This window comes from Devosia sp. 1635 (assembly GCF_013185955.1).
Lineage (GTDB): Bacteria > Pseudomonadota > Alphaproteobacteria > Rhizobiales > Devosiaceae > Devosia.
Genome location: NZ_JABAOM010000002.1, coordinates 220,920 through 243,331 on the forward strand (window position 1 = coordinate 220,920; position 22,412 = coordinate 243,331).

The 22,412-nt window shown below is 62.6% G+C and carries 23 protein-coding genes and 1 tRNA gene; 3 read left to right on the forward strand and 21 right to left on the reverse strand.

Going from position 1 to position 22,412, the window contains the following annotated elements:
- Positions 1-65 precede the first annotated feature (65 nt).
- Together HRU92_RS07960 and acs are read right to left on the reverse strand one after the other, a co-directional pair.
- Complete coding sequence (locus HRU92_RS07960; RefSeq protein ID WP_172123609.1) at positions 66-1,163, reverse strand: glycoside hydrolase family 3 N-terminal domain-containing protein; 1,098 nt, start codon at positions 1,161-1,163, stop codon at positions 66-68.
- Between the two features lie 185 nt (positions 1,164-1,348).
- A complete protein-coding gene (acs, locus tag HRU92_RS07965) occupies positions 1,349-3,304 on the reverse strand; it encodes an acetate--CoA ligase (protein ID WP_172123610.1) in 1,956 nt (651 codons plus the stop codon).
- A 147-nt stretch (positions 3,305-3,451) separates the two neighbouring features.
- Here acs and HRU92_RS07970 point away from each other — a divergent pair, with 147 nt between their 5' ends.
- A complete protein-coding gene (locus HRU92_RS07970; protein WP_172123611.1) occupies positions 3,452-4,066 on the forward strand; it encodes a GNAT family protein in 615 nt (204 codons plus the stop codon).
- 11 nt (positions 4,067-4,077) lie between these two features.
- Here HRU92_RS07970 and HRU92_RS07975 read toward each other — a convergent pair whose 3' ends face one another.
- The 6 genes from HRU92_RS07975 to HRU92_RS08000 form a co-directional block, all read right to left on the reverse strand.
- The gene (locus HRU92_RS07975; RefSeq protein ID WP_172123612.1) at positions 4,078-5,403 is read right to left on the reverse strand and encodes a polysaccharide biosynthesis C-terminal domain-containing protein; all 1,326 of its coding nucleotides are present in this window, start codon (positions 5,401-5,403) and stop codon (positions 4,078-4,080) included.
- The gene (locus tag HRU92_RS07980; RefSeq protein WP_173088003.1) at positions 5,400-6,578 is read right to left on the reverse strand and encodes a GNAT family N-acetyltransferase; all 1,179 of its coding nucleotides are present in this window, start codon (positions 6,576-6,578) and stop codon (positions 5,400-5,402) included. Before HRU92_RS07980 ends, HRU92_RS07975 begins: the two co-directional genes overlap by 4 nt.
- Before the next feature lie 109 nt (positions 6,579-6,687).
- Entirely contained in the window at positions 6,688-7,377 is a 690-nt protein-coding gene (locus tag HRU92_RS07985; RefSeq protein ID WP_127753502.1) for a YjbE family putative metal transport protein, read from the reverse strand.
- Between the two features lie 109 nt (positions 7,378-7,486).
- Entirely contained in the window at positions 7,487-8,971 is a 1,485-nt protein-coding gene (locus HRU92_RS07990; protein ID WP_172123614.1) for an HWE histidine kinase domain-containing protein, read from the reverse strand.
- Between the two features lie 213 nt (positions 8,972-9,184).
- Complete coding sequence (locus tag HRU92_RS07995; RefSeq protein ID WP_172123615.1) at positions 9,185-10,075, reverse strand: NAD(P)-dependent oxidoreductase; 891 nt, start codon at positions 10,073-10,075, stop codon at positions 9,185-9,187.
- A gap of 346 nt (positions 10,076-10,421) precedes the next feature.
- Entirely contained in the window at positions 10,422-10,568 is a 147-nt protein-coding gene (locus HRU92_RS08000; RefSeq protein WP_172123616.1) for a hypothetical protein, read from the reverse strand.
- Between the two features lie 247 nt (positions 10,569-10,815).
- Here HRU92_RS08000 and HRU92_RS08005 point away from each other — a divergent pair, with 247 nt between their 5' ends.
- The gene (locus HRU92_RS08005; RefSeq protein ID WP_173087960.1) at positions 10,816-10,971 is read left to right on the forward strand and encodes a hypothetical protein; all 156 of its coding nucleotides are present in this window, start codon (positions 10,816-10,818) and stop codon (positions 10,969-10,971) included.
- A 67-nt stretch (positions 10,972-11,038) separates the two neighbouring features.
- Here the strand turns inward: HRU92_RS08005 and HRU92_RS08010 are convergent, their stop codons facing one another.
- Together HRU92_RS08010 and HRU92_RS08015 are read right to left on the reverse strand one after the other, a co-directional pair.
- Positions 11,039-12,025 carry an SDR family oxidoreductase gene (locus tag HRU92_RS08010; RefSeq protein WP_172123617.1) on the reverse strand — a complete coding sequence of 329 codons (987 nt, stop codon included), beginning with the start codon at positions 12,023-12,025 and terminating at the stop codon, positions 11,039-11,041.
- Positions 12,026-12,177: 152 nt separating this feature from the next.
- Positions 12,178-12,253: transfer RNA gene (locus HRU92_RS08015), tRNA-Lys, on the reverse strand.
- A gap of 184 nt (positions 12,254-12,437) precedes the next feature.
- On the opposite strand from HRU92_RS08015, the gene HRU92_RS08020 reads away from it, so the two are divergent.
- Complete coding sequence (locus HRU92_RS08020) at positions 12,438-13,226, forward strand: mechanosensitive ion channel domain-containing protein (RefSeq protein ID WP_172123618.1); 789 nt, start codon at positions 12,438-12,440, stop codon at positions 13,224-13,226.
- Between the two features lie 15 nt (positions 13,227-13,241).
- Here the strand turns inward: HRU92_RS08020 and HRU92_RS08025 are convergent, their stop codons facing one another.
- The 11 genes from HRU92_RS08025 to HRU92_RS08070 form a co-directional block, all read right to left on the reverse strand.
- Entirely contained in the window at positions 13,242-13,442 is a 201-nt protein-coding gene (locus HRU92_RS08025) for a hypothetical protein (RefSeq protein ID WP_172123619.1), read from the reverse strand.
- 228 nt (positions 13,443-13,670) lie between these two features.
- Positions 13,671-14,669 carry an endonuclease/exonuclease/phosphatase family protein gene (locus HRU92_RS08030; RefSeq protein ID WP_172123620.1) on the reverse strand — a complete coding sequence of 333 codons (999 nt, stop codon included), beginning with the start codon at positions 14,667-14,669 and terminating at the stop codon, positions 13,671-13,673.
- Between the two features lie 61 nt (positions 14,670-14,730).
- On the reverse strand, positions 14,731-16,293 hold the full coding sequence (locus tag HRU92_RS08035) for a 2-isopropylmalate synthase (RefSeq protein WP_172123621.1): 1,563 nt from the start codon (positions 16,291-16,293) through the stop codon (positions 14,731-14,733).
- Positions 16,294-16,406: 113 nt separating this feature from the next.
- Complete coding sequence (locus HRU92_RS20740; RefSeq protein ID WP_282567553.1) at positions 16,407-16,529, reverse strand: hypothetical protein; 123 nt, start codon at positions 16,527-16,529, stop codon at positions 16,407-16,409.
- Positions 16,530-16,623: 94 nt separating this feature from the next.
- On the reverse strand, positions 16,624-17,517 hold the full coding sequence (locus tag HRU92_RS08040; protein ID WP_127753510.1) for a PhzF family phenazine biosynthesis protein: 894 nt from the start codon (positions 17,515-17,517) through the stop codon (positions 16,624-16,626).
- A gap of 59 nt (positions 17,518-17,576) precedes the next feature.
- Positions 17,577-18,068 (reverse strand): heme-degrading domain-containing protein, encoded by a 492-nt coding sequence (locus HRU92_RS08045; RefSeq protein ID WP_172123623.1) that lies wholly within the window; start codon positions 18,066-18,068, stop codon positions 17,577-17,579.
- A gap of 3 nt (positions 18,069-18,071) precedes the next feature.
- Positions 18,072-18,536 (reverse strand): GFA family protein, encoded by a 465-nt coding sequence (locus tag HRU92_RS08050; RefSeq protein ID WP_172123624.1) that lies wholly within the window; start codon positions 18,534-18,536, stop codon positions 18,072-18,074.
- A gap of 98 nt (positions 18,537-18,634) precedes the next feature.
- Positions 18,635-19,654 (reverse strand): ketol-acid reductoisomerase, encoded by a 1,020-nt coding sequence (gene ilvC / locus HRU92_RS08055; RefSeq protein WP_172123625.1) that lies wholly within the window; start codon positions 19,652-19,654, stop codon positions 18,635-18,637.
- Positions 19,655-19,668: 14 nt separating this feature from the next.
- Positions 19,669-20,316, reverse strand: coding sequence for a TetR/AcrR family transcriptional regulator (locus HRU92_RS08060; protein WP_127753514.1), 648 nt, complete (start codon positions 20,314-20,316; stop codon positions 19,669-19,671).
- 141 nt (positions 20,317-20,457) lie between these two features.
- A complete protein-coding gene (locus HRU92_RS08065; RefSeq protein ID WP_172123626.1) occupies positions 20,458-21,534 on the reverse strand; it encodes a LacI family DNA-binding transcriptional regulator in 1,077 nt (358 codons plus the stop codon).
- Positions 21,535-21,600: 66 nt separating this feature from the next.
- Entirely contained in the window at positions 21,601-22,392 is a 792-nt protein-coding gene (locus HRU92_RS08070; RefSeq protein ID WP_172123627.1) for a transporter substrate-binding domain-containing protein, read from the reverse strand.
- Positions 22,393-22,412 lie beyond the last annotated feature (20 nt).

The following is a 22,412-nucleotide window of genomic DNA, read 5'->3' on the forward strand; positions in this document are numbered from 1 at the left end:
TCCTCTGCCCTATGGGGGAGGCGCACTTTAACCTCCAGCGTGCCCGGAGGAAAGCGCAAGCGCCGTCACGGAGCGATGCGAGCCTTGAGGCGAGCAATACGATTGTAGCTTTGCTCGATGCGCCGAGCAAAAGCGGGGTCTTTGTCGGCTTCTGACACGAGAATTTCGAGAACTTCGCGCCCCAGGCCCGGCCGATATTTGGCCGTGTTGGAAAGCAACAGCACGTCCATTCCGGCCCGCACCGCGCGGGTGACGGTGTCGGCGAGCCCGAAATGAGCGCGAATCGCTCCCATCTCCAGATCGTCGCTGATCACGACGCCATCAAAGCCCAAATCGCCCCGTAACACGCCTTCGATCCAGTCGGGCGAAAGGGAAGCTGGCAAGCGTGTGTCGCCGCCAGAATAAGCGGCATGATAGAGATGGCCCACCATGATCATGTCGGCATCGTCAGCCTCGATCAGGGTGCGATAGGGCTCCAGTTCGCTCGCGTCCCAGGTCTTGGTGATGTCGACAAAGCCCGCATGGCTGTCGCGGGTGGACGAGCCGTGGCCCGGGAAATGCTTGATCGCGGTCAACACGCCCGCGGCGCGATGGGCGGCGATAAAGGCCGCGTCATAGGCGGCCACGTCCTCGGCATCAGCGCCATAGGCGCGGCCGAACTTGGCGATGATCGGGTTCTTGGGATTGACCTCCATATCGGCCACAGGGCCGAAATTGAGCGTAAAACCCAGCTCGGCAATGGAGGCGGCCATGCGGGCGTAGATTGACTTGGCTTCGGCCGGGCTGTTGCGGGCCGCGACCGAGCGCGCCGAAGGCACCTCACGAAAGCCGACCTGTTTGGTGAGGCGCTCGACGGAGCCGCCTTCCTGGTCCAGCGTGATCAGCGGGGGCAGATCGGGAGCAGCGGCCCGGAACTGCCGGTTCATTTCGGTAACGGCGGCAAGGCTCTTCACATTGCTCTTGAGGAACATGACGCCACCGAGGTGGCCCGCGGCCAGCTCCTCGCGCAAGGCGACGACGGAAGCATCGTCGGCATCATTGCCCTGAAAGCCGACGACGATCATCTGTCCGGCCATGATTTCCAGCGTTGCCGCGGCCGCAGGAAGGCTCAGTGCGAGAGCAAACACCGCACTGGCGGCGAAACGAGGAAGAGCTTTGATCAAGGAATAGTCCGGAAGTTGAGGAAGCGAGCGGACCTAGACGGCCCAAAGCCGCCCAAACGATGGCCAAAGGCACAACGACAGGCCGCGGCGCCCAAATAGCGGCGGCGCCGGCGGAAACTGCGTCAAAGGGTCCGTTGCAGATAAAGGTGGGAGCGGGCGGAGAGCTGGCCCTCCGCCCCTACGGACTAGCTCGCGGGCCGGTTTTGCCGGTTGGCGATGAGGTCATCGACCACGGCGGGATCGGCCAGGGTCGAGGTGTCGCCCAGCGAGGCGAAGTCGTTCTCGGCGACCTTGCGCAGGATGCGCCGCATGATCTTGCCCGAACGTGTCTTGGGCAGGCCGGGGGCCCACTGGATGAGGTCAGGCGTTGCGATCGGGCCGATTTCCTTGCGCACCCAGCTGCGAAGTTCGGTGCGCAGCGCGTCGTCGCTGGTTTCCCCTTCCATCAGGGTCACATAGCAATAGATGCCCTGCCCCTTGAGATCATGCGGGTATCCCACAACAGCGGCTTCGGAAACCTTGGGATGGGCAACCAGCGCGCTTTCGATCTCGGCCGTCCCGAGGCGATGGCCGGATATGTTGAGCACATCGTCGACCCGGCCGGTGATCCAGTAATAGCCGTCCTCGTCGCGCCGACAGCCATCGCCGGTGAAGTAGTAGCCCTTATAGGTCTCGAAATAGGTCGAGACGAACCGGCTGTGATCGCCGTGAATGGTACGGGCCTGGCCGGGCCAGCTGTCCTTGATGGCCAGCACGCCCTGCCCCTTGGTTTCATCCTGCACGCGACCCTCTGGCGAGAGCACCACGGGCTGCACGCCAAAGAACGGCAGGGTGGCCGAACCCGGCTTGGCGGCGACTGCGCCGGGGAGCGGGGTGATCATGATGCCCCCGGTTTCGGTCTGCCACCAGGTGTCGATCACCGCGCAGCGCTCGCGGCCCACATGCTTGTGGTACCAGAGCCAGGCTTCGGGATTGATGGGCTCGCCCACCGAACCGATGAGGCGCAGCGAGGACAGATCGGCCTTATCAACCCATTCCACGCCCGCGCCCATCAGCGCGCGGATGGCGGTGGGAGCGGTATAGAAGATGTTGACCTTGTGCTTGTCGATCACCTCCCAGAAGCGGGCGGGATTGGGATAGCTCGGAATACCCTCGAACATCACCGTGGTCGCGCCATTGGCGAGCGGGCCATAGACGAGATAGCTGTGGCCGGTGACCCAACCGATATCGGCGGTGCACCAGTACACCTCGCCCGGCTGGTAGTCGAAGGCGTATTGATGCGTGATCGAAGCCCAGACGGCATAACCGCCCGTGGTGTGGAGCACACCCTTGGGCTTGCCGGTGGAGCCGGAGGTATAAAGGATAAACAGCGGATCCTCGGCGCCCATCGGCACGGGATCGTGGAAGGGCTCAACGCCGGCAGCCGCCTCGTGCCACCAGATATCGCGGCTGCCCTTCATGGTGACGGCCGCGCCGGTGTTGTGCACCACCAGCACCTTGTCGACGCCCGGCGCGTCCGCCAGGGCCTTGTCGACATTGGCCTTGAGCGGCACTGTCTTGCCGCCGCGGCGGCCTTCATCGGCGGTGATGACGATGCGGCTGTCGCAATCGTTGATGCGGCCGGCCAGGGCGTCGGGCGAAAAGCCGCCGAACACGACCGAATGGACGGCCCCGATGCGCGCGCAGGCCAGCATGGCATAGGCGGCCTGCGGAATCATGGGCAGGTAGATGGTGACGCGGTCGCCCTTCTTAACCCCGAGCGAAAGCAGCACATTGGCGCAGCGGCAAACCTTTTCGTGCAGCTTGCGATAGGTGATGTGTTCGGCTTCGGTGTTGGGATCATCGGGCTCCCAGATGATCGCGACCTGATCGCCACGTTCTTCCAGATGCCGGTCGATGCAGTTGGCGGCAAGGTTCAGCACCCCGTCTTCGAACCATTTGATCGAGACATCGGGGTAAGCAAAGCTCGTGTTCTTGATCTTGGTGGGGGCCTTGATCCAGGAGATGCGCCCGGCCTCGTCGGCCCAGAATCCATCGGGGTCGCTGACGGAGCGGGCATACATCTGCTCATACTGCTCCTTGGTCGCATGGGTATGAGCGGTTGCGGCTGCATCTGGCTGGAATACGAGCTCTTGGCTCACACTGGTTCTCCCCTTTTTTGCCTTGCGCTGTTGTACCGCCGGGGCTGCGCATGGGCAAGGCTGTGCTCCATTAACCCCAGCAAACGAGCGCACTTAGACCCAGGATGAACTGGTGGTACTGTGCGGGGGTCAAGCCGGGTGAACCATATGAGCGACATTGCACTGACGCCAGCGAGTGCCGTGAGCACAGCCGCCCCCAAGGCACCGCTGTTCCGCGCCGCCAGTTACGCCGATATCGGGCTGGTCCATGCCCGACTGCAGGAAGCTATCGTGACCTCGCCCTTTTACTCGAGCGAGTTCAAGGCCTACGAATCGGCCCGGCTGACCAAGCCCTATCTCGCCTCGCTGATCGATGCCGATCCGCACCACGTGATGATGTTCATCCTCAAGGGCGAACCCGCTGGTTTCATGATCTCCGGTCCCGAACTGGGCACGCTCTGGCTCTATTGGTCCTATGTGTTCCCCGACAAGCGGCGCAGCACGCTTGGGGTCCAGGGCATGCGCGCCTTTATCAACCATTGGGACAATGGACGCTTCCACAAGATCGCCACCTATACCAAGGCCGGCAATGATCCCGCGGCGGCGATCATGACCCGCATGGGCTTCAAGCAGATCGCGGTGCTCGAGAACCATATCTTTGGCGAAGACTACCTGCTTTATGAGCGCCCGCTGACCAAGGTGATCCCCGGTTATGACCGTGGAGTTAGCGGCGGCATGGTCAATCGGCTGCGCCGTTCCGCCCGACTGGCGCTGACCCGGTGAGGCGACTGCGGCTAGCCAGTCGCCAGGGTAGCGGCCCGCCTAGCACGGAACCATTGCAGAATGGAAACATCGAGCCCGGCCAGCTTATAAGCCGTCAGCCACAAACCCGCTGACCAAGCGGTAATGGCGATCAGCGCCGACAGCGACGCGCCCATCAGCCCGAATGGGGGCACCAGCAGGGCATTGCCGGCCACCAGCATGACAATGCCCAGCCCTACCGCAGGCAGGCTGGCATAGGGGCGATCATGGATCGAGAGTACCAGCGATGCCGGCCCCGCGACCGAGCGCACCACGAGGGACAGGCACAACACGGCAAGCGGCAATGCTCCGGCGGTAAAGGCTGGCCCGAACAGCAGCAGGCCGAACGGCGCGCCTACGGCCATGACCACGAAGAGCAGGACCGATAAGCCACTGGCGACCACATTGGCCTCGCCCACCTTGCGCAGAAAGGCGCTGCGGTCAGAATTGGCCTGGCTTTCAAAGATCTCGGGGAGGGTCACGGCATACACCGCCCCGACCCCGAAGGCCGCCAGGGCAAAAATGCGTGTGCATACGCCAAAGATGGCCAATTGCTCGCGATCGAGCAGATGGCTGAGCAGCAGCAGGTCGATATCGAAAAAGAAGTCGGTGGCGAGCCCGATCAGCACCCAGGGCACGGCGAAGCGCCACCACCGGGCGAGCTCACGCGGCTGAGCCGGTGCCTCGTTTTGAACGCAGCGGAACACCCGCACGACATAGGCGAAGTGCACCAGCGACACCAGGGCACAGCCGACCCCGATTACCCACAGCATGTTGGAGAATGCCTCGGCTGGCGGAGCCAGGCTCGCAGTCACCAAGAAGGCGCCTACGACAATCAGCGGGCGGAACACGGAATCAACCACATAGCCGGCCAGCGGGTGCTTGAGCCCGACCAGCAGCGCGCCATTGACGTAAAACATCGCGGTGGCAAAGGCGAGCAGCGCGGCGGGCACCAGATGCTGCGCCAGCACACTGCCGCCCTGCCCGATCGCCTGCAGCAGTGGATAACCAGCCACCAGCAGCAGCGCCAGCGTGCCCAGGACATGACCATAGGCCCAGAGCATGAAAATCAGCAGCTGCCGCTGCTGCGCGCGCGCCCGGTATTCGGCGGCGAAATAAGCGCCCACGGTCTGGAAGCCGAAAGGCATGGCGACGCTGATCAGGTTCACCGCGGCCACGATCAGCAGATATTCGCCAAGCAGGCCCGGCCCCCACCAGCGGGCGATCAGCGCCTGGACGACAAAGATCAGCCCGGCACCGAACAGGCGGGCGCCGAAGATGATGGTGGACTGGGAAGCCAGCCGACGCGCCAAACTCATGGGGCGCGGCCCTGCCCGCTGTCGCGGGCCTGGTCGGGCCGTGCAGCGGGGTTGAACAGCCCGGCGACATGGCGGCGCAGCGCGTTAGCAGTATCGCGGGCCATGAAGGCACCATTGCCAACAAGAAACGGCCAGGGGCGCGAAGCGTAGTTGGCAACGGGCGGCACGGGGCGGATCACGCCCCGGTCGCCAGCCATGCCCTTCTTGAACTGGTGCAGACCGTGATTGCCATCAGTGCCGCCCAGATCATACCAGCGTGCCGAGGTGTTATCGCGCAGCCAGCGGATGATGTGCCAGTGGATGAAATAGCCCGCGCGCAGCGGCAGCGCGTTATCTGCGGTGGCGCCGTAAAGATAAACGGCCCGATCGCCCGCCTTGAAGATCAGGGCCCCGGCGATCACCTCGCCCTCGTGGCGCACGAAGAACAGCTCGGGCCGCAGCGCAGCGATCTCGGTGTTCATCAGCGCAGGCACGGTTTCATAGGCGGAATGATCGGGGAAATTCTTGCGGTCGAGCATCGCCTCATAAAGCGCGGTGAACTCACCCAGCCGCCCGGGCTCGGCATGCTCGAAACTCAAGCCTGCTTTTTCGGACTTGTTGAGGTGGTAGCGCCATTTCTGCGCAAAGCTCTTGCGCTGCTCGGCATCAGAAAGCCTGAGATCGATGATGTAGCGGTTGGGATAAAGCAGCTGCGAGCCCTGCTGAAAACCGCGAGCGCGCAGTTGAGCATAGCTGGCGTTGTCGGGCTCGATCGACGCGCGCGGCAACACGGAGAGCATCATGCCGCGATTATCGGCATATTCAGCCACCAGCGCCTCGACCATGCCGGCATGAATGGCTGACGCCTGGGGGTGATCGGCATGTTTGAGCATCGGCGCCCATTTTGAAACCGCCAGCGCGCCCAGCCGCAGCGGCAGGGGTTGGATCATCACCAGGGCACCGCCGACGATTTCCCCATTCAGCCGGAACACCATGGGCTCCTGCCGCACCGAGGGCCAGCGCGCGGTGCTGAAAAGGTGGAGCTGTTCCTGGCAGACTTCATCGAATTCGGCGATGATCCGATCCCACTGCGCCCCGGAGGCCAGTTCGGGAGCGAGGGACAATGCCGGAGCCTGGGCTTTCGCCGGTGCCCGGTGGTCCAGGCGTGGAACGGTTTGATCCAGGATTGCGGGCATGGGCAGCTTTCGGCTCGGACTGACAAGCCGAAAGCTACTGCGTCGGGATGAGCAAAACCCTAGCCGAGCGTGGCAAATGCCACAAAACTCGGCCACTGGTTACCAAAGGCTAATGCGAGCCGGGACCACCATAGAACAGCGGAATGTGCGGCAGGGTGTGGTCCAGCAGGGCGTCGGCGCCTTCATAGACCATCTTGGCGGCGACATAGAGGATGATCACCAGGCCGACCCAGGCAATCCAGCGATGCTTGGTCAACAGGCCGGCGATGAAGGTGGCGGCAACGCCCATCATCACGACGGAAAGACCCAGGCCGAAGATCAGGGCTTCGGTGTGGTGCTGGGCCGCACCGGCCACGGCCAGCACGTTGTCGAGCGACATGGAAACGTCCGCAATGATGATCTGCAGCACAGCCTGGCGCAGCGTCTTCTTGGGCGCGCGCCCCGCAACCGAACCATCGGCGTTGAGATCGGCGTCGCCCAGGGCTTCGAGTGCTTCATGTTCCTCATGGGCCGGCTGGCTGAGTTCGCGATACATCTTCCAGCACACATAAAGCAGCAAGATGCCGCCGGCGATCAGCAAGCCACCGCCCAGCGAGAGCAACTGGGTCGTGATCAGCGCAAAGCAGATGCGCATGATGGTGGCCGCGATGATGCCGATCAGAATGGCGCGCTTGCGCAGATCCGATGGCAGGCCGGCTGCTGCCAGGCCGATCACCACGGCATTGTCGCCGGCCAGCACCAGGTCAATCATGATGACCTGCAGCAGCGAAGAAAAGAAACTCGGATCAATGCCGAACATGAGGGTGGTCCTGTGGGGGAGAAAAGGCGGTCGCTGGGCTATAGCCGCGATGATGGCCGCTGGAAAGCATTTGGCTGAGAAATTTCAGCAAAACCTAGCGGGCAATACTTTACCGCTCCAGCTGAAAGCTCTCCAGATCGGCCGAAATCGTGCAGCGCACGCCCTGCGGCGCGAACTCGAGCGCGACCTTGCCGTCGATGGTCCCCGCGAGCCCGGCGCGGATCAACCGCGAGCCCGAACCAACGGTTCGCGGAACACTCACCGGGGGACCGCCAACTTCCTCCCAGTCGAGCACGAAACGCTCGCCCTCGGGACTGTCTTGCCGGCCCCAGCCCACCTTCACATAGCCTTCGCCGCCTGAAAGGGCGCCGTATTTGACTGCGTTGGTGGAGAGTTCGTGCAAGATCAGCGAAAGGGAAAGCGCTGGTCGCGAGGCCACCTCGATGGTTTCGCCCGATAGGCGGAACCGGCTTTGGGCGCCATCGTCATGCAGCCGCACCAGCTTGCGCACGATCTCCCCGACGGTGGCGGATCCGGTTTCCCCGGCGATCAGCAAGTCATGGGCGCCGGCCAGCACCTGGACGCGATCGCCCAGTGACTTGGCCGCCGTCGGGATATCGGGAGCTGTGCGCAGCGTCTGGTTGACGATTGCCTGCACCAGCGCCAGCTGGTTTTTCATGCGATGGCCAAGTTCGCTGCGCAGCAGCGACTGCTGCTGGTCCGCTTCGATGCGTTCGGTGACATCGATCGCGTGGACAAAGATCGCGTCCACCTGCCCATGCAGGTCGCGCAGCGGCTGATAAAGGAAGTCGATGATGCGCTGCTCGATAGCGCCGCCGGGCTTACGCTGCAGCTTTACTGGCGTTCCCCTGCCCAAATGGGCAACGCCGCTCCGGTACACCTCGTCGAGCAGTTCCACAAAACCCTGGTTGACAACCTCGGGCAGCGCTTCACTCACCGGCTTGCCGACAATGTCGCGGCGGCCCACCAGCATCTGGTAATCGGCATTGGCAACGGTGATCACATGATCAGGCCCGCTGAGCACGGCTATAGCCCCCAGCGTAAGCTCGAAGACCTGCAGGAAGCGCTCGCGTTCCTGCAGTTCGCGCCGTCGCATCAGCACTTCGGATGTGGTTTCCTGGCAGGCGCAAAAGATGCCGACAATGCGCCCCTCGCTGTTGCGCACCGGGGTATAGGAAAAAGCGAAGTGGGTTTCCTCGGGATAGCCCTTGCGGTGCATGGTAAACTCGATGTCATCCATCGAGGTCCCGCGCCCCGCATATGCAGCGTCGATGATGGGCAGCACCTCGTTCCAGATATCGAACCATAATTGCTGGAACGGCCGGCCCAGGGCCTCCGGGTGGCGGTCGCCGCACATTGCGGCATAGCTATCATTATAAAGGACGGTGTGTTGGGGCCCCCAGAGGATCAGCATAGGCTGCACCGAGCCCAGCATCACCCCGACAAGGGTGCGCAACTCGGGTGGCCACGCGCTGGGCACCCCTAGTGGATGAACTGTCCAGTCTATGGCGCGCAGCAGCGCTCCGCATTCGCCGCCATCCTTAAGGATTGTGTCGTTGGTGGATAAGGGCATCGGGACCGGAAATGAACTGAACAAGGCAGACCGCCGCACTGCCCTCCCCATTTGAAAATTCAGGGCGAGCCCAGCGGCAACTCGCTTCATTGCAGGTCTGGGCCCGATTGGGAAGCGCTCTGCCGGAGCCTAGATCACGGTTACGCGATCCGCTCCCTGCTGCGGCTTTCTTGGTTATGGCAGTGCTAACTCTGCCGGATAATCTCGCCCGAACTAGCGGACATATTGGCGCCAGTTGTGCTCCTCGCGAAAGCCCAGCACCTCGCGCGCCTTGCGATTCGACAGCGGCGCCTCAAAGCCCTCGAGCGGGCGCCGGATCGGCGTGTTAGGCGCCCATTTGGCCAGGAACTCCTCGGTGGGCTCGTCGGCAGTGATCTCGTTATTGACGGCGTTGAACACTGAAAATCCGAGGCCATCCTTTTGCACGCAAAGATCGACGATCTGCCCGAGATCGCGCGCATCGATATAGCTCCACGCATTGCGCTTGCGCGACAGGGGATCAGCGAGAAAGGCCGGGAACTTGTCGTATTCGTGCGGCTCGATCACATTGCCGATGCGCAGCGCATAGATATCAGCACCCGAGCGCATGGCAAAGGCGCGCGCGGTTTTCTCGTTGACCACCTTGGACAGGCCATAGCTGTCCATCGGATCGACGTCATAAGCCTCGTCGAGGGGGAAGCTGTGATAGTCCTTGTCGCCTTCGGCAAAGCACACGCCATAGGTGGTTTCACTCGACGCGATGATGACCTTGCGGATCCCGAGCTTCACCGCCGCTTCGATCACATTATAGGTCGAGACGACATTGGCTTGGAATGTAGCGTTGTCCGGTCGCAGCAGGATGCGCGGTATGGCGGCAAAATGCACCACTGCATCCACTGGCGCCGGGCCGGTGCCGGTTTCAAGGCCGGCAAAATCGAAATGCATGGAGAGGGCATTAAATGCCTCCCCGCTCTGCGTGAGGTCGGTTGTCAGGGTGTTGACCCCTGCCATGGCCAAAGGCGCCAGATCAACATTGAGCACTTGATGGCCGCGCCCCAGGAGATAGGCGATCACATGCCGGCCGGCCTTGCCGCTGCCGCCGGTAAAAACGATACGCTTGCCCACCGCATTCTCCTTTGCGCTACCAACCAGCAACGGCCCAGGCCGCAAGGCGTTCACCCACGATCGCAATAATCACCCGCGTTGCAGGGGCTGCAACAAACTGCGCCGAAACGGCTGCGGCCGGCGCTGCACGGCGGCGCGCGGTGGTGGATTGGGACCTTCGCAGTTCATCGCTGCGGCAAGGTTCGGCAGGCATCGGGCGTGGGGATGTTTGGGCACCATGATAGTGCTCCGTGTTGATCTCTGTGCCCGCCAACGCAGCCCCAGCACAGCCGATCCATGTGCCTGCCGCGCAGCAGCATTGCCGCGACCGAGGTCACTGTGCGATACGGCCTGATCGAGCGCGCTGCTAGCGGATGCTCGCGACCTGGGTGGTCCCGCCCACGGGCTGCTGGATGTCGAACTTGGGCGTGAAGATCAAGATGCCAAGCACCAGATATAGCATGATTTTTGCCGCCCGCCTGCGTCGCTGCCGGGCACGATAAGTCAGTCTCATGGCAAAACCCGGCGGGAGGGGCGGAACATTAATGAAGCCTCAAGGGAGAGGTCTTCATTGCAGGCTTCCGGGTCCGCGCCAAGCTTTGCCTCGCAAGAAGGTGAACGGGAGCGCTTAACGCCGCAGCCCCTGTGAATAGGGGGGATTACCGGGCGTTGTTCCAGGCTGGAGCGACTCACCTCCGTGCACGGCCGGGAACAAGTGCGCCCCTCTGCAGTTGACCTTGCCTAACACCATGGAGAACACGATGAGCAAGGACGATCGTCAAAAAGAACAGCTCAAGCACGTGGATGCAGGCGGCCATCTCGGCGGAACCAATTTCGGTCAGCAAGGCGGCGAAGCCAAGACCGAGGACACCAAGGAAGGCGGCGACAAGCAGCGCCCGAACGACGGCTCAAACTAGCTGTCTGATCTTCTCTCCAACGCAACGGCCTCGCTGATCAGCGGGGCCCTTTTTCATGATGCGACTGCTACTGGCCGAGCGCCGACTGAGCGGCCGCAATCCGGCCGATCAATTGGTCGAACCCGGTGTCCACCGTCAATCCGGCGGCCATGCGCCGCCGCAAATGGGCCAGCGGCTCCTCGAGCACTGTTTCGAGCACTTCGGCGCACTCGAACTCCCCAACGACGCTCTTGATCTTGGAATTGTCGAACAGCGCCGACCAGCTCTTGTCGCCCCGCAATGGCCCCTCCCATTCCGGGTTGAACCGCACCAGGGTGTCGGTTGGAACATGCACGATCTGCGCCTGAACGCCCAAGCCCGCAGCAATGGCGGTGTGGATTGCGTCCCAGCTATAGCCGCGATCTGAAGTGATATGGAAAATCTCGCCCAGCGCATCCGGATGGGCCAACAGCCGCACAAAGGGAACGGCAAAATCGGCCGAGCGGGTCAGTGTCCAAGGGGTCGCGCCATCGCCCGCCACAATGATCGGCTTACCATCGAGCAGGCGCTGCACGGTGGTATCCGCCGGCCCCATCATGGTCGGCAAGCCCGTCCGCACGGTATGGCTGGGCCGCACAATGGTCCAGGGCAGACCGGTGCTAGCCTGGAGCATGGTTTCGCAGGCAATCTTGTCCTGGCTGTATTTCCAGAACGGATTGATCGCCGGGGTTTGCTCGGTGATCACGTAATGGCGGGCCGGCTTTTCATAAACGGACGCCGAGGAGATGAAGACGTACTGCCCCACCCGCCCCGTAAACACCGCGATGTCCTGCGCCATCTGCTCGGGCGTGAACACCATGAACTGGCACACCACATCCCATTGCTGCTCGCCGAGTTGGCGATAGCTGGCTGGATCCTTCATGTCGCCGGCGATCACGCTGACGCCGGGTGGCAGCGCCACGTCGGACTTGCCGCGGTTGAACACCGTGACCTCGTGCCCCGCCTCCACCGCTTCTGCCACGCAGGGGAGCGAAATCTGCCCCGTCCCGCCCACAAACAGCACCTTGGTTGCCATCGCCCGTTTCCTCCTCGGCTGGTTCAGCGCACGGCACACCATGCCGCGACCCAGCGATTCGCACACCGGGCACGCCTTTTGGGGCACCAACGCCGTGACGGGTCAAGGCGACTGCCTTGCCGATCACCACAAATACGGGGAAAGAAGAACCTTGGTGGGTGCGCACGGACTCGAACCGTGGACCCGCTGATTAAGAGTCAGCTGCTCTACCATCTGAGCTACGCACCCGGTTGAGAAACCCGGTACCAAGGTTGGCGCCTCTCTAGCAAAGGGATCGGGGACTGTCCAGCGCCCGCTGTCACTTTCCACAAGGGCTTGATTAGCTAGATTAACAAGTCCATCCCCCGAAGAACAACCGGCGCAACCATCGGCGAACCATCGTCTTTGGCTCGCGCAAGCCTTGGAGACCTCTATGCTCGATTCCGATTTCCTAGCCCTTTCCTCCACCTGGATCATCGCCAATGTCTGGTCGGGGCTGGTCGCCCTGGTCGTGCTGGTCGGCGGCTGGATGTTGGCGGGGCTCCTGTCCCGCTACGTCGTGCAGCTCCTGCCCGGGCGCTTACACCGCGACCCCACCATCGTACCGCTCCTATCGCAAGTGGTGCGTTATGGCGTGCTGCTGGTGACAATCATTATCGTGCTGGGCCAGTTCGGGGTGCAGACCGCTTCCATCCTTGCCGTGCTGGGTGCTGCCGGCCTCGCGGTCGCCCTGGCCTTGCAGGGTACCCTTTCCAATATTGCCGCGGGCATCCTGCTGGTGCTGCTGCGCCCCTTCAATGTGGGCGATCAGATCGATGCCGACGGCATTGCCGGCACCGTGGTGGAAGTGGGCTTGTTTGCAACGCAGATGCGCACGGCTGAAGGGGTCTTCATGTTCGCCCCCAATTCCAAGCTCTCCAACGCCAAGATCATCAACTATACCCGCGAAGCGTCGCGCGTTCTCGAGCTCAAGTTCAATGTGCCCCGCACGGCCGATATCGGCGCGGTGCGCCAGGCGGTGCTGGCGGGCCTTACAAGCGGGCAACCCGAAGCTGCCGGCCAGCCGGAAATCCTGGTTGATGCCCTGGGTGATTCGACTGTGACCCTCGCGGTGCGGGTTGCGGTGTCCAGCCGCAACTGGATGCAGGCGCGGGCTGATATGCAGGAGCGGCTGAAATCCGTCTTGGATACTGCCAATGGTTTTGCCCAGCCCGCTGCATAGGCCTGCCGTTAAGTCCTAAAGTCCACGCCGCTCCCTAAACGACTGCAAATCCAGCACGTTTCCCTGCCAAGCGGGCGCATCTTCGGTCAGATCATCGATCAGGGTGATGGTTCGCTCGACGATGTTACGCAGCTGCCGCGACTGGTTGTCGCCACCCTGCAGCATGGCCGCGGCGCGTCGGAGATGCTCGCGCGCAAGATCGTAGGTTGGCTTCATGGCAATGGCTCCTGTCGGAAGATTCTGGTGAGTCGGTGCACTCGGCACGCCCGCAGAAGATGGGACCGCATGCCTTCGCGGTCCTTGCGGGAGCCGGGCGCATTTGCATCAAATGCAATCTAAAGGACAACGAGGCGCAAAGGCCTGCACACAATGGGAAACTGCGCCGTCCAGCCCCTTTTTGGCTGTGCACAACAGCGGTAAAGCGGGTTCGGGGTCGGCGAGGCGTTAAGGCGCGGTGATGCCGATGCGGGCGCGCAGGCCCCGATGGTTGGAGCCAAAGGTTTCGGGCAGCGCTGCCAGGCTTTCCACCACCGCATTGCCGCGGGTGAAGACATTGTCGATCGGCACGCCAAGCGGTCCGAACTCAGGCGGCCAAGTCGAGGGATAAAATGGCGCCACCTGCAATTGGCTGCCCCGCACCAGCCGATTAATCGCGTAGGACCAGGGCGCGGCATTGAAATCCCCCGCAATGATCGCGGGCCCCTCGACCGCTTCCAGGATGTCGCGCAGCCGGCGCAGTTCCGCTTCCGACTGCATGTCGAAATATGGCTTGGTCAGGTGCACGGCGACGAGGGTTACCGCTTCCCCACCGATCCGCGTGCGCGCGGTGATCACCCGCTGCTGGGAGAAGTTCGACAGGCTGAGGGTTTGCACATCTTCGAGCGGGGTGCGCGAGAACATGGTGAGGTCGCAGGTCAGCTCCTGCTCGCAGCCGATGCGATAGGGGTAAACGGCAGCAAGCGCGCCCAGCTCGGGAAACAAGGGCGCCGATTCGAGGGTAAACGCCACATCCGCCGACGAGGCGGCGAGCATCCCGGCAATAGCCGGCCCATTCTCGGTATTGTTGTTGAGGATGTTGAAGCTGACCAGCTCAACCGTCTGCGTCACCGGGCGGGCAGCAGCCGCCTGGCGCGCTTGTTGTTGCCCGTAGATAATCCAGCCACCCTGCCCCACGCTCAGCAGCGCGAGCAGCGCCAGCAGCCCGGCGCGCCAGCGTGAGCCGGCAATGGCCAGGGCTATCGCCAGGGCAAGGCAAAGCAGTGCCGAGTGGAAGCGGAGCGTCTGCAGCAGTGGCTGACCGGGCAGCAATGGCCAGACCGTGCCTCCGACCAGCAGGACAAGGGCCGTGACGGCCAGCCCGGTTAGAACGCCCCTGATTTCGCTCCGGCTGATCATGGCAAGCACCTCGCCCGCCTTGATGCCCGATGGCAGGCGTTTACGCAACGCGCGGCTAAGCCTGCCGCACAACTTGGCGCGACAGGCTTGGGGGTGTTGTCAGCGGGTGTTAGCCAGCCATAGCGCCCTGGGCGGCAGCGCCGCGCTCGATCATCAAGCGGTTAAAGGCATTGAGGTAAGCGCGGGCGGAAGCCACCAGCGTATCGGGCTCGGCGGCATTGCCCGAGGCAATGCGGCCGTTCATTTCGAGGCGCACATGAGCACTGGCCTGCGCATCGGTGCCGCCGGTCACGCCGTCCACCGCATAAAGCACCAGGTGCGGCTGCTGGCCCACGGCCTCCTTGATGGCATTGAAGATCGCATCGACCGAACCGGTGCCATCAAAGCTCACCGAGCTTTCATCGCCATCGATCGACAGGGTAATATTGGCGCGGTGCGTGCCGCCGGTCTTGGAAATGACTTCCATATCAACAAGGCGGATGCGATCGCCGACCGAGCCGACTTCATCGTCCACCAGCGCCACGATATCGGCGTCATAGACGTGCTTTTTGCGGTCAGCCAGATCCTTGAAGCGCTGAAAGGCTTCCTGGAAGGCATTCTCGCCCAACTCGTAGCCCAGTTCCTTCAACTTGTCCTTGAAGGCGGCGCGACCGGAATGCTTGCCCATCACCAAGGTCGTTTCCTTGATGCCGACGCTGGCAGGCGTCATGATCTCATAGGTCTCGGCATTCTTCAGCATGCCATCCTGGTGGATGCCGCTTTCATGGGCGAAGGCATTCTTGCCCACGATGGCCTTGTTGTATTGCACCGGGAAATTGGCCGCGGCCGAAACGATGCGGCTGGCGCGGGCGAGATGGGTGGTTTCAATTTCGGTGCGGTAGGGCATGGCGTCGGCGCGGGTGCGCAGCGCCATCACCACTTCTTCGAGCGCCGCATTGCCGGCGCGTTCGCCCAGGCCATTGATCGTGCATTCGATCTGGCGGGCGCCGGCGGCAACACCGGCCAGCGAATTGGCGACAGCCAGGCCCAGGTCGTTGTGGCAATGCACCGAGAAGATCGCCTTGTCGGCATCGGGCACGGTGTCGATGATGGTCTTGAACATGCGGAAATGCTCTTCGGGCACCGCATAGCCAACTGTGTCGGGCAGGTTGATTGTGGTGGCGCCGGCGCGAATCGCAGTTTCAACGCAGCGCTTGAGGAACTCGAGCGGCGTGCGGGTCGCATCCATCGCCGACCATTCCACATCGTCCACCAGGTTGCGCGCTTGGGCCACCGTGCGCGCGATGATCTCGATCACCTCGTCCTCGGTCTTTTTCATCTGGTGCGCCAGATGGATCGGCGAGGTCGAAACGAACGTATGGATACGCCCCTTGCGGGCATGACGCACCGCTTCGCCGGCCCGGTCGATATCGGCGGTGATGGCGCGCGCCAGCCCTGCCACGGTGGCGTTCTTGACCTGCTTGGCGACGGCGACCACGGCTTCAAAATCGCCATTGGAGGCGATGGGGAACCCGGCCTCGATGATATCGACGCCCATTTCGTCGAGCGTTTCGGCAACCTGCAGCTTTTCTTCCAGCGTCATCGTGGCGCCGGGCGATTGCTCGCCGTCGCGCAGCGTGGTGTCGAAGATGAAGACGCGGTCTTTGTTGGTGTCGGTAGCGGGGGAAGTCATGCGGATGATCCTATCAAACGGCCCAAAGCCAAGGCTCTGCAGGCCGGACATTTACTGTTCGGCTGGTGGCGTAATCCCCTGACGACCCGCTCGCTTGATCGAGCTGCCGGTGATCAGGGGCTGATAAGAAGAAGCACTAGCGCTGGAAGCAGCAACAAAGCGGCGGCAACGAAAAGGCGGGCCTGAAGGGCCTGGCGCTGTTCGACGGCAATGGCAATGGCGCGCTTGCGCTGCATAACATTCATCCGGTTGCGTGGCGATAATGGCCCACATCAGCCTGGGTTGCAACCCTGGAGGACAGGCTGGGCGCAAGGAACTGTGCTGATAAGCTCAGTCCCCCAGATCCAGGGCCCCTTCCCCAACGATGACGGCATGCCCGCCAATGCCCCCATGCACCAGCCGGTCGCGCTCCTTGCGCAACTGGATGGTGATGCGGCAGGGCCGCCCCATCTCCACCCCCTGCCGGATCACAAGGTCGATCTGGCCGGTGCCGATATTAACATGTTCGGAGAGGAGCCCAATCAGCGCCGCCGCGGCCGAACCGGTGCCCGGATCCTCGGCAAGGCCAAGCCCGGGCGCAAACATGCGGGCGGCAATATCATTGCCGGGCTCATCGGGGGTGAGCGTAAACAGATAGACCGAGTGCCGCCCGTGGGGGAAAACCTCGTTCCATGCCGCCATGTTCGGCCGTGCCCGCTTCAGCACCGCAGCGTCCCGCACCGGCACGAGGTGGAACACCACCCCGGCCGAATACACCGTGGGGCGATAAGGACCGCACCCAATCTCCTCGGGATCAATGCCCAGAGCCTGGGCGATTGCCAGCATGTTGTCGAGCTTGCCCACCTGCTCGGGCAGTTGCGGCAGCGCAAAACGCGCCTCGCCCGAGCTCTTGTCGGTTTTTTCGAACAGCGCCGTGATCAGCCCGATCTTTTCCTCTAGCCTGACGGCGCTGACCTTGTTTTGCAGCCCCAGCACCACCGCCGCCCCGACAGTCGGATGGCCGGCAAAGGGCAACTCGGTCATCGGCGTAAAGATGCGCACGCCAGCCGAATTGCGCTCGGTCTGTGGCTTGAGCAGAAACACTGTTTCGCTGAGGTTGAACTCGCGGGCAATGGTTTGCATCTCGTCGTCGAGCAAGCCATCGGCCTTGCAAACCACCGCCAGTGGATTGCCGGCAAAGCGCTCCTGCGTGAAGACGTCCAGCAGCAGATAATTGAGTTTCATGACAGGCCCCCTGCCCTCAGCAATGGGGTTGCTTTGGGGGGCTGTCAAGTCAGCCGCCATTACTGAAGCGCCAACGCGTAAGCGGCACGATCTAGCCCCAGATGCTCGCAAAGGGCCGCCGCGGCAACATTATGATCTTCCCGCCCGGGCAGGCCCGAAATGGTCAGGCACCCGATAATCCCCGCGCCCGGCACCCGCAGCGGAAAACCGCCACCGGCAAAGACATAATCCACCGGGTCCACCCCGGCTTGTGGTGGTGGCGGCGCTTCGCCCCGCTCCAGCACCAACCGGTAACTGGCGCGCTGAAAGCGCCGCACCGAATTGATCTTGCGCCGCACCCATTCGGCGTTGTCCGGGCCCGTCCCCGCCGTGGCCGCGAAGAACAGCCGCCGGTCCCAGGTGCAGATATCCACCACGAGAGACAAACCCTCGGCCAGCGCGCGTGCCCGCACCGATGAGCCGATGCTGAACGCCACATCCTCATCCAGCTGCGGCAAGGCGAGTTCGAGTTCCTGGCGTTTGATCAGCGCGATATCGTCGTGAGTTGTCATGTTTCAGTCCTGATGAAGGCGGGTCCAGGCGTCGAACAGCGGCGTGCGATCCACGGCGCCCTGGGGAAAATTGACGAGATCAGGATCGATGCTGGCCCAGGCGGCCTTGCTTTCCGTCCAGATATTGCCCACCGGCACCGCCCAATCGATGTCGTCAAGCGTGCCAGCCCGCATCACGCGGATGCCTGGCATTGGTGGCACGTTCCACACCCAGCCATGGCAATGGGCACAAAAATGCATGGCAATGACATTGCCGCTATCGGCGCGTCGGTCGTAGCGCACCGTGTCACCCGACAGCTGCTCGATATCGTCTTCGCGGGCGATCATCGACATCGACCATCCCGCCCCCGAAAAGCGCTGGCAGTCCTTGCAGTGGCAATTATAGACCGAAAGCGGGGCAGCCTTGAGCCGGTAGCGCACGTCGCCACACTGGCATCCGCCCTCCTGTGGGAAATCTGGTAAGCGCATGGGTCACTCCTCCCGAACTAGTTACCGGGTTTGGCGGCAGCGCGGAAGATGGAGTGCGGCAAAAGAAAACGGGGGCTGAAGCCCCCGTCCATAGCGATTTAGTTCTTGGCCTTGTCGACCAGCGCGCCGGCCTTGATCCAGGGCATCATGTCCCGCAGCTTGGTGCCGACTTCCTCGATCTGGTGCTCGTCATGCAGACGCCGGGTCGCCTTGAAGCGCGAACCGCCGGCCTTGATTTCCTGCATCCACTCGGAGGTGAACTTGCCCGACTGGATGTCGTGCAGCACGCGCTTCATCTCGGCCTTGGTTTCCGAGGTGATGATGCGCGGACCCGTGACATACTCGCCCCACTCGGCGGTGTTCGAGATCGAGTAGTTCATGTTGGCGATGCCGCCCTGGTAGATCAGGTCGACGATCAGCTTCACTTCGTGCAGACACTCGAAATAGGCCATTTCAGGCGCATAGCCGGCTTCCACCAGCGTCTCGAAGCCGGCGCGGATCAGCTCCACGAGGCCACCGCAGAGCACAGCCTGCTCGCCGAACAGATCAGTCTCGCATTCCTCGCGGAAATTGGTTTCGATCACGCCCGAACGGCCGCCGCCAACGCCCGAAGCATAGGCGAGCGCGATGTCATGGGCATTGCCCGAGGCGTCCTGGTGCACGGCGATCAGGCATGGCACGCCGCCGCCCTTCTGGTATTCGCCACGCACGGTGTGGCCCGGGCCCTTCGGGGCGATCATGATCACGTCGACGGTCGACTTGGGCTCGATCAGGTTGAAGTGCACGTTCAGGCCATGCGCGAAGGCGAGCGCGGCGCCATCACGGATATTCGGCTCGATATGCTGCTTGTAGATATCGGCCTGCAATTCGTCGGGGGTCAGCATCATGATCACATCGGCCCAGGCGGAAGCCTCGGCAACCGACATGACCTTGAGGCCTTCGCCCTCGGCCTTCTTGGCCGACGGGGAGCCGGGACGCAGCGCCACCACCACATCGGTAACGCCGGAGTCGCGCAGGTTCAGCACATGCGCATGGCCCTGCGAGCCATAGCCGACAATGGCGACCTTCTTGGACTTGATGATGTTGAGATCGGCGTCACGATCATAATAAACGCGCATGGAGCACTCCCCTGTTATGGCGCTGTATCCGCCCCGTAGAGGGCGAAGAATTGGTTGGTCGCGGCCGTGGCATCGGCCTCGATATTGGCTTCGACATTGGACTGGGTGAGCTTCTTGTCACCCAGCAGCAGCCGAATCTGGACATCGCGCACGACGAGTCCGAAAAAGGTGCGATACGCGTCTTCGCTGTTGTCGAACCGTAGCAGGCGCGCATCGCGCCCCGCTTCGAGAATCGGTTTCAAGCGCCGGCGGATCGCCAGCGGCCCGTTTTCGAGCACGATAATCCCGAGCCGGTCCTTTTCCTGAGCGGCATGGGTCACGGCAGTCCGGTTGAGCGTGATCGAGACTTCCCCCACAATCGTGGTGAGGAGGTCGCGCGCAAACTGCTCGATCGACGAGCGCAGCGTTTGTGCATTGAGGCCCGTGCGATCCACCTGGGGCATGCGCACCTTGGCCGCCTGCCACTGCACGGTTGCGGTCAGCAGGCCGTCGCGGTCGCCGAACCACTTATAGAGCGTTTCCTTGGAACAGCTGGCCCGCCGCGCCACCGCGGTCATGGTCAGTCCTTCCCCATTCTCAACCAACAGATCGAGCGCCGCCGTCAGCACCGCCTGCTGACGCGGGGTAAAACTCTCTTCATTGACCTTGATGGTCACCGGCACGCACGAACTCCCCTGGCAGGCTGATCTGCCGCAACTTTCATCGGCATGCCGTACCGTACGGTACGGTTCTGCGCAACTGTTTCTTTGCCAGTGTGTATGAGGGCCGGTTGGCAGCGGCAGGCCGGAAGCTCAAGCCCGCAGCTAGCACGAGCCGCGTTCAATAAGGCTGAGGGGGAGGACCATGCGTTCCTGCTCCGGCCTGTCGCCGGACAACCGGCTGACCAGCATCTCGCCTGCGCGCCGCCCAATCTCGAACGGGTCGCAGGTGACGGTAGTGATTCCGGGCTGCAGTTCGCGCATCAGGCTGTTGTCGCCAAAGCCGATCAGGGCCAAATCCTCAGGCACCCGCAGGGCTCGCGATCGCGTTTCCATGAGCGCTCCGCAGGCCATCAGGTCGTTGGCACAAAACACCGCGTCGGGCATAACGCCACTATCGAGCAAATCGGCCAGTGCGCCGGCCCCCTCCTCCCAGGATTTCACCGTCGGCAGGGAAACGCCGCCGACATATTGCGCGCCCAATCGCCCGCATTCCTCCTCGAACGCAAGCTGGCGGATGCGCCCGCGGCCGGTTTGACGGCCGATGAAGCCGAGGCGGCGATAGCCTTTGTCAAAGAGATGACGCGCCACCGCCGCGGCCCCGTCGGTATTCGACATCCCCACCAACATGTCGATCGGCTGGTCGGTATAAGCCCAGCTTTCCACCACGGGGATGTTCATGCGCTCGAACATGGCGCGGTTGCGCTCCTGCTCCAAAACGCCGGTGATGAACACGGCCGCGGGACGAACCTGGGTCAGGCTTTGGGTGAGCTGGATTTCGCGCTGGTAATTGTAGAAGGTCCGGGCCAGCACGACTTCGAAACCGGCCGGCTCCATTACCTCGGAAAAGGCATGCGCGGCATTGACGAACTGCTCGCTATAAAGCGAGGACATGAACACCATAACGACGTTGGATCTCCCCGAGCGCAGGGCACTGGCGTGAGGATTGAGGCTAAAGCCCGTAGCGGCAACCGCTTCCTCAATCCGCGCGCGAGTTTCCTTTGAAACGATCTCGGGCTTCCGCAGGGCGCGCGACACGCTGATGATGGAAACGCCGGCCAAGCGCGCGACTTCTTCTATGCGCGGCCGTTTGCCGGGCGGGGGAACCGCAGGACCGGTGCCGGGATCCGGGATATGCTCAACCGGATCAAGGCGGTCCACCGGGATAATCGTTGACGGCATAATCTGCCCCTCGATCAGGAATGAAGGGCATGCGGTCGCCCTTCCGAGCGACCGCACTCGGTTTTGTTACAGGGCTGGCAGGTCACCGCGGTCGGTGTCAAACCACTTCTTCTGCAACTCGGGCAGCTTGCCATTCACGACATTGCTGAAGATAAACGTGTTCACCCACTGCAGCAAATTGTGCTCGCCCATGGCGACACCGATATGAGCCGGCGACTGGCGAATTTCAAACACCGGGTCGATGACGATTTCCGGACGCTCGCGGCGCAGATTGGCGATGATGGCGCTATTCTCGGCAAACAGATCAGCCTGCCCTGCGAGATAAGCCGACATGGCGCCAGGAACGTCTTCAAAGCGCGACAGGGTCGTGCCTTCGGGCGCATTGTCGGTCAGCCATAGATCGAGAGTGGTGCCACGGGCGACCGCGATCGTGTGTCCGGCCAGGACGGAGACATCTTCGGACTGCCCGATATCAGGCGATCCATACACGCCCAACTGCACGGCGGTATAGGGCTGCGAGAACATGATCTGCTGGGCACGCTCGGAGTTTGCGCCCATGGCCGCGATGATGATGTCGACCTGGTCCGACAGCAGGTTGGGAATGCGGTTGGTGCCAGTGACCGGCACGATCTCGAGCTCGACCGACAACTCCTGGGCGAGCAGCTGGGCGACTTCCACGTCAAGGCCGGTGGGCGCGCCATTCTCGTCATTCATGCCCCACGGCGGCACATCCAACAGGATGCCGACGCGCACCTTGCCCGAATTGACGATGTCTTCGAACTTGTCGGCATAGGCGGCAACCGGCGCCAGTGCCATGGCGGCGACCGATAGGGTTGCCAAAAGCTTCCTGATAATCATGTTGTTCCTTCCTGAGTGAC

Bases quoted from the DNA above. Each gene is read 5' to 3' on its own strand.
- HRU92_RS07980 (WP_173088003.1), bottom strand. From the start codon at position 6,578: ATGCCCGCAATCCTGGATCAAACCGTTCCACGCCTGGACCACCGGGCA.
- HRU92_RS08025 (WP_172123619.1), bottom strand. From the start codon at position 13,442: ATGAAGCCAACCTACGATCTTGCGCGCGAGCATCTCCGACGCGCCGCG.
- HRU92_RS08050 (WP_172123624.1), bottom strand. From the start codon at position 18,536: ATGCGCTTACCAGATTTCCCACAGGAGGGCGGATGCCAGTGTGGCGAC.
- HRU92_RS20740 (WP_282567553.1), bottom strand. From the start codon at position 16,529: ATGCAGCGCAAGCGCGCCATTGCCATTGCCGTCGAACAGCGCCAGGCC.
- ilvC (WP_172123625.1), bottom strand. From the start codon at position 19,654: ATGCGCGTTTATTATGATCGTGACGCCGATCTCAACATCATCAAGTCC.
- HRU92_RS07975 (WP_172123612.1), bottom strand. From the start codon at position 5,403: ATGAGTTTGGCGCGTCGGCTGGCTTCCCAGTCCACCATCATCTTCGGC.
- HRU92_RS08000 (WP_172123616.1), bottom strand. From the start codon at position 10,568: ATGAGACTGACTTATCGTGCCCGGCAGCGACGCAGGCGGGCGGCAAAA.
- HRU92_RS08020 (WP_172123618.1), top strand. From the start codon at position 12,438: ATGCTCGATTCCGATTTCCTAGCCCTTTCCTCCACCTGGATCATCGCC.
- HRU92_RS07970 (WP_172123611.1), top strand. From the start codon at position 3,452: ATGAGCGACATTGCACTGACGCCAGCGAGTGCCGTGAGCACAGCCGCC.
- HRU92_RS07990 (WP_172123614.1), bottom strand. From the start codon at position 8,971: ATGCCCTTATCCACCAACGACACAATCCTTAAGGATGGCGGCGAATGC.
- HRU92_RS08065 (WP_172123626.1), bottom strand. From the start codon at position 21,534: ATGCCGTCAACGATTATCCCGGTGGACCGCCTTGATCCGGTTGAGCAT.
- HRU92_RS08070 (WP_172123627.1), bottom strand. From the start codon at position 22,392: ATGATTATCAGGAAGCTTTTGGCAACCCTATCGGTCGCCGCCATGGCA.
- HRU92_RS08035 (WP_172123621.1), bottom strand. From the start codon at position 16,293: ATGACTTCCCCCGCTACCGACACCAACAAAGACCGCGTCTTCATCTTC.
- HRU92_RS08010 (WP_172123617.1), bottom strand. From the start codon at position 12,025: ATGGCAACCAAGGTGCTGTTTGTGGGCGGGACGGGGCAGATTTCGCTC.
- HRU92_RS08045 (WP_172123623.1), bottom strand. From the start codon at position 18,068: ATGACAACTCACGACGATATCGCGCTGATCAAACGCCAGGAACTCGAA.
- HRU92_RS08040 (WP_127753510.1), bottom strand. From the start codon at position 17,517: ATGAAACTCAATTATCTGCTGCTGGACGTCTTCACGCAGGAGCGCTTT.
- HRU92_RS07985 (WP_127753502.1), bottom strand. From the start codon at position 7,377: ATGTTCGGCATTGATCCGAGTTTCTTTTCTTCGCTGCTGCAGGTCATC.
- HRU92_RS08005 (WP_173087960.1), top strand. From the start codon at position 10,816: ATGAGCAAGGACGATCGTCAAAAAGAACAGCTCAAGCACGTGGATGCA.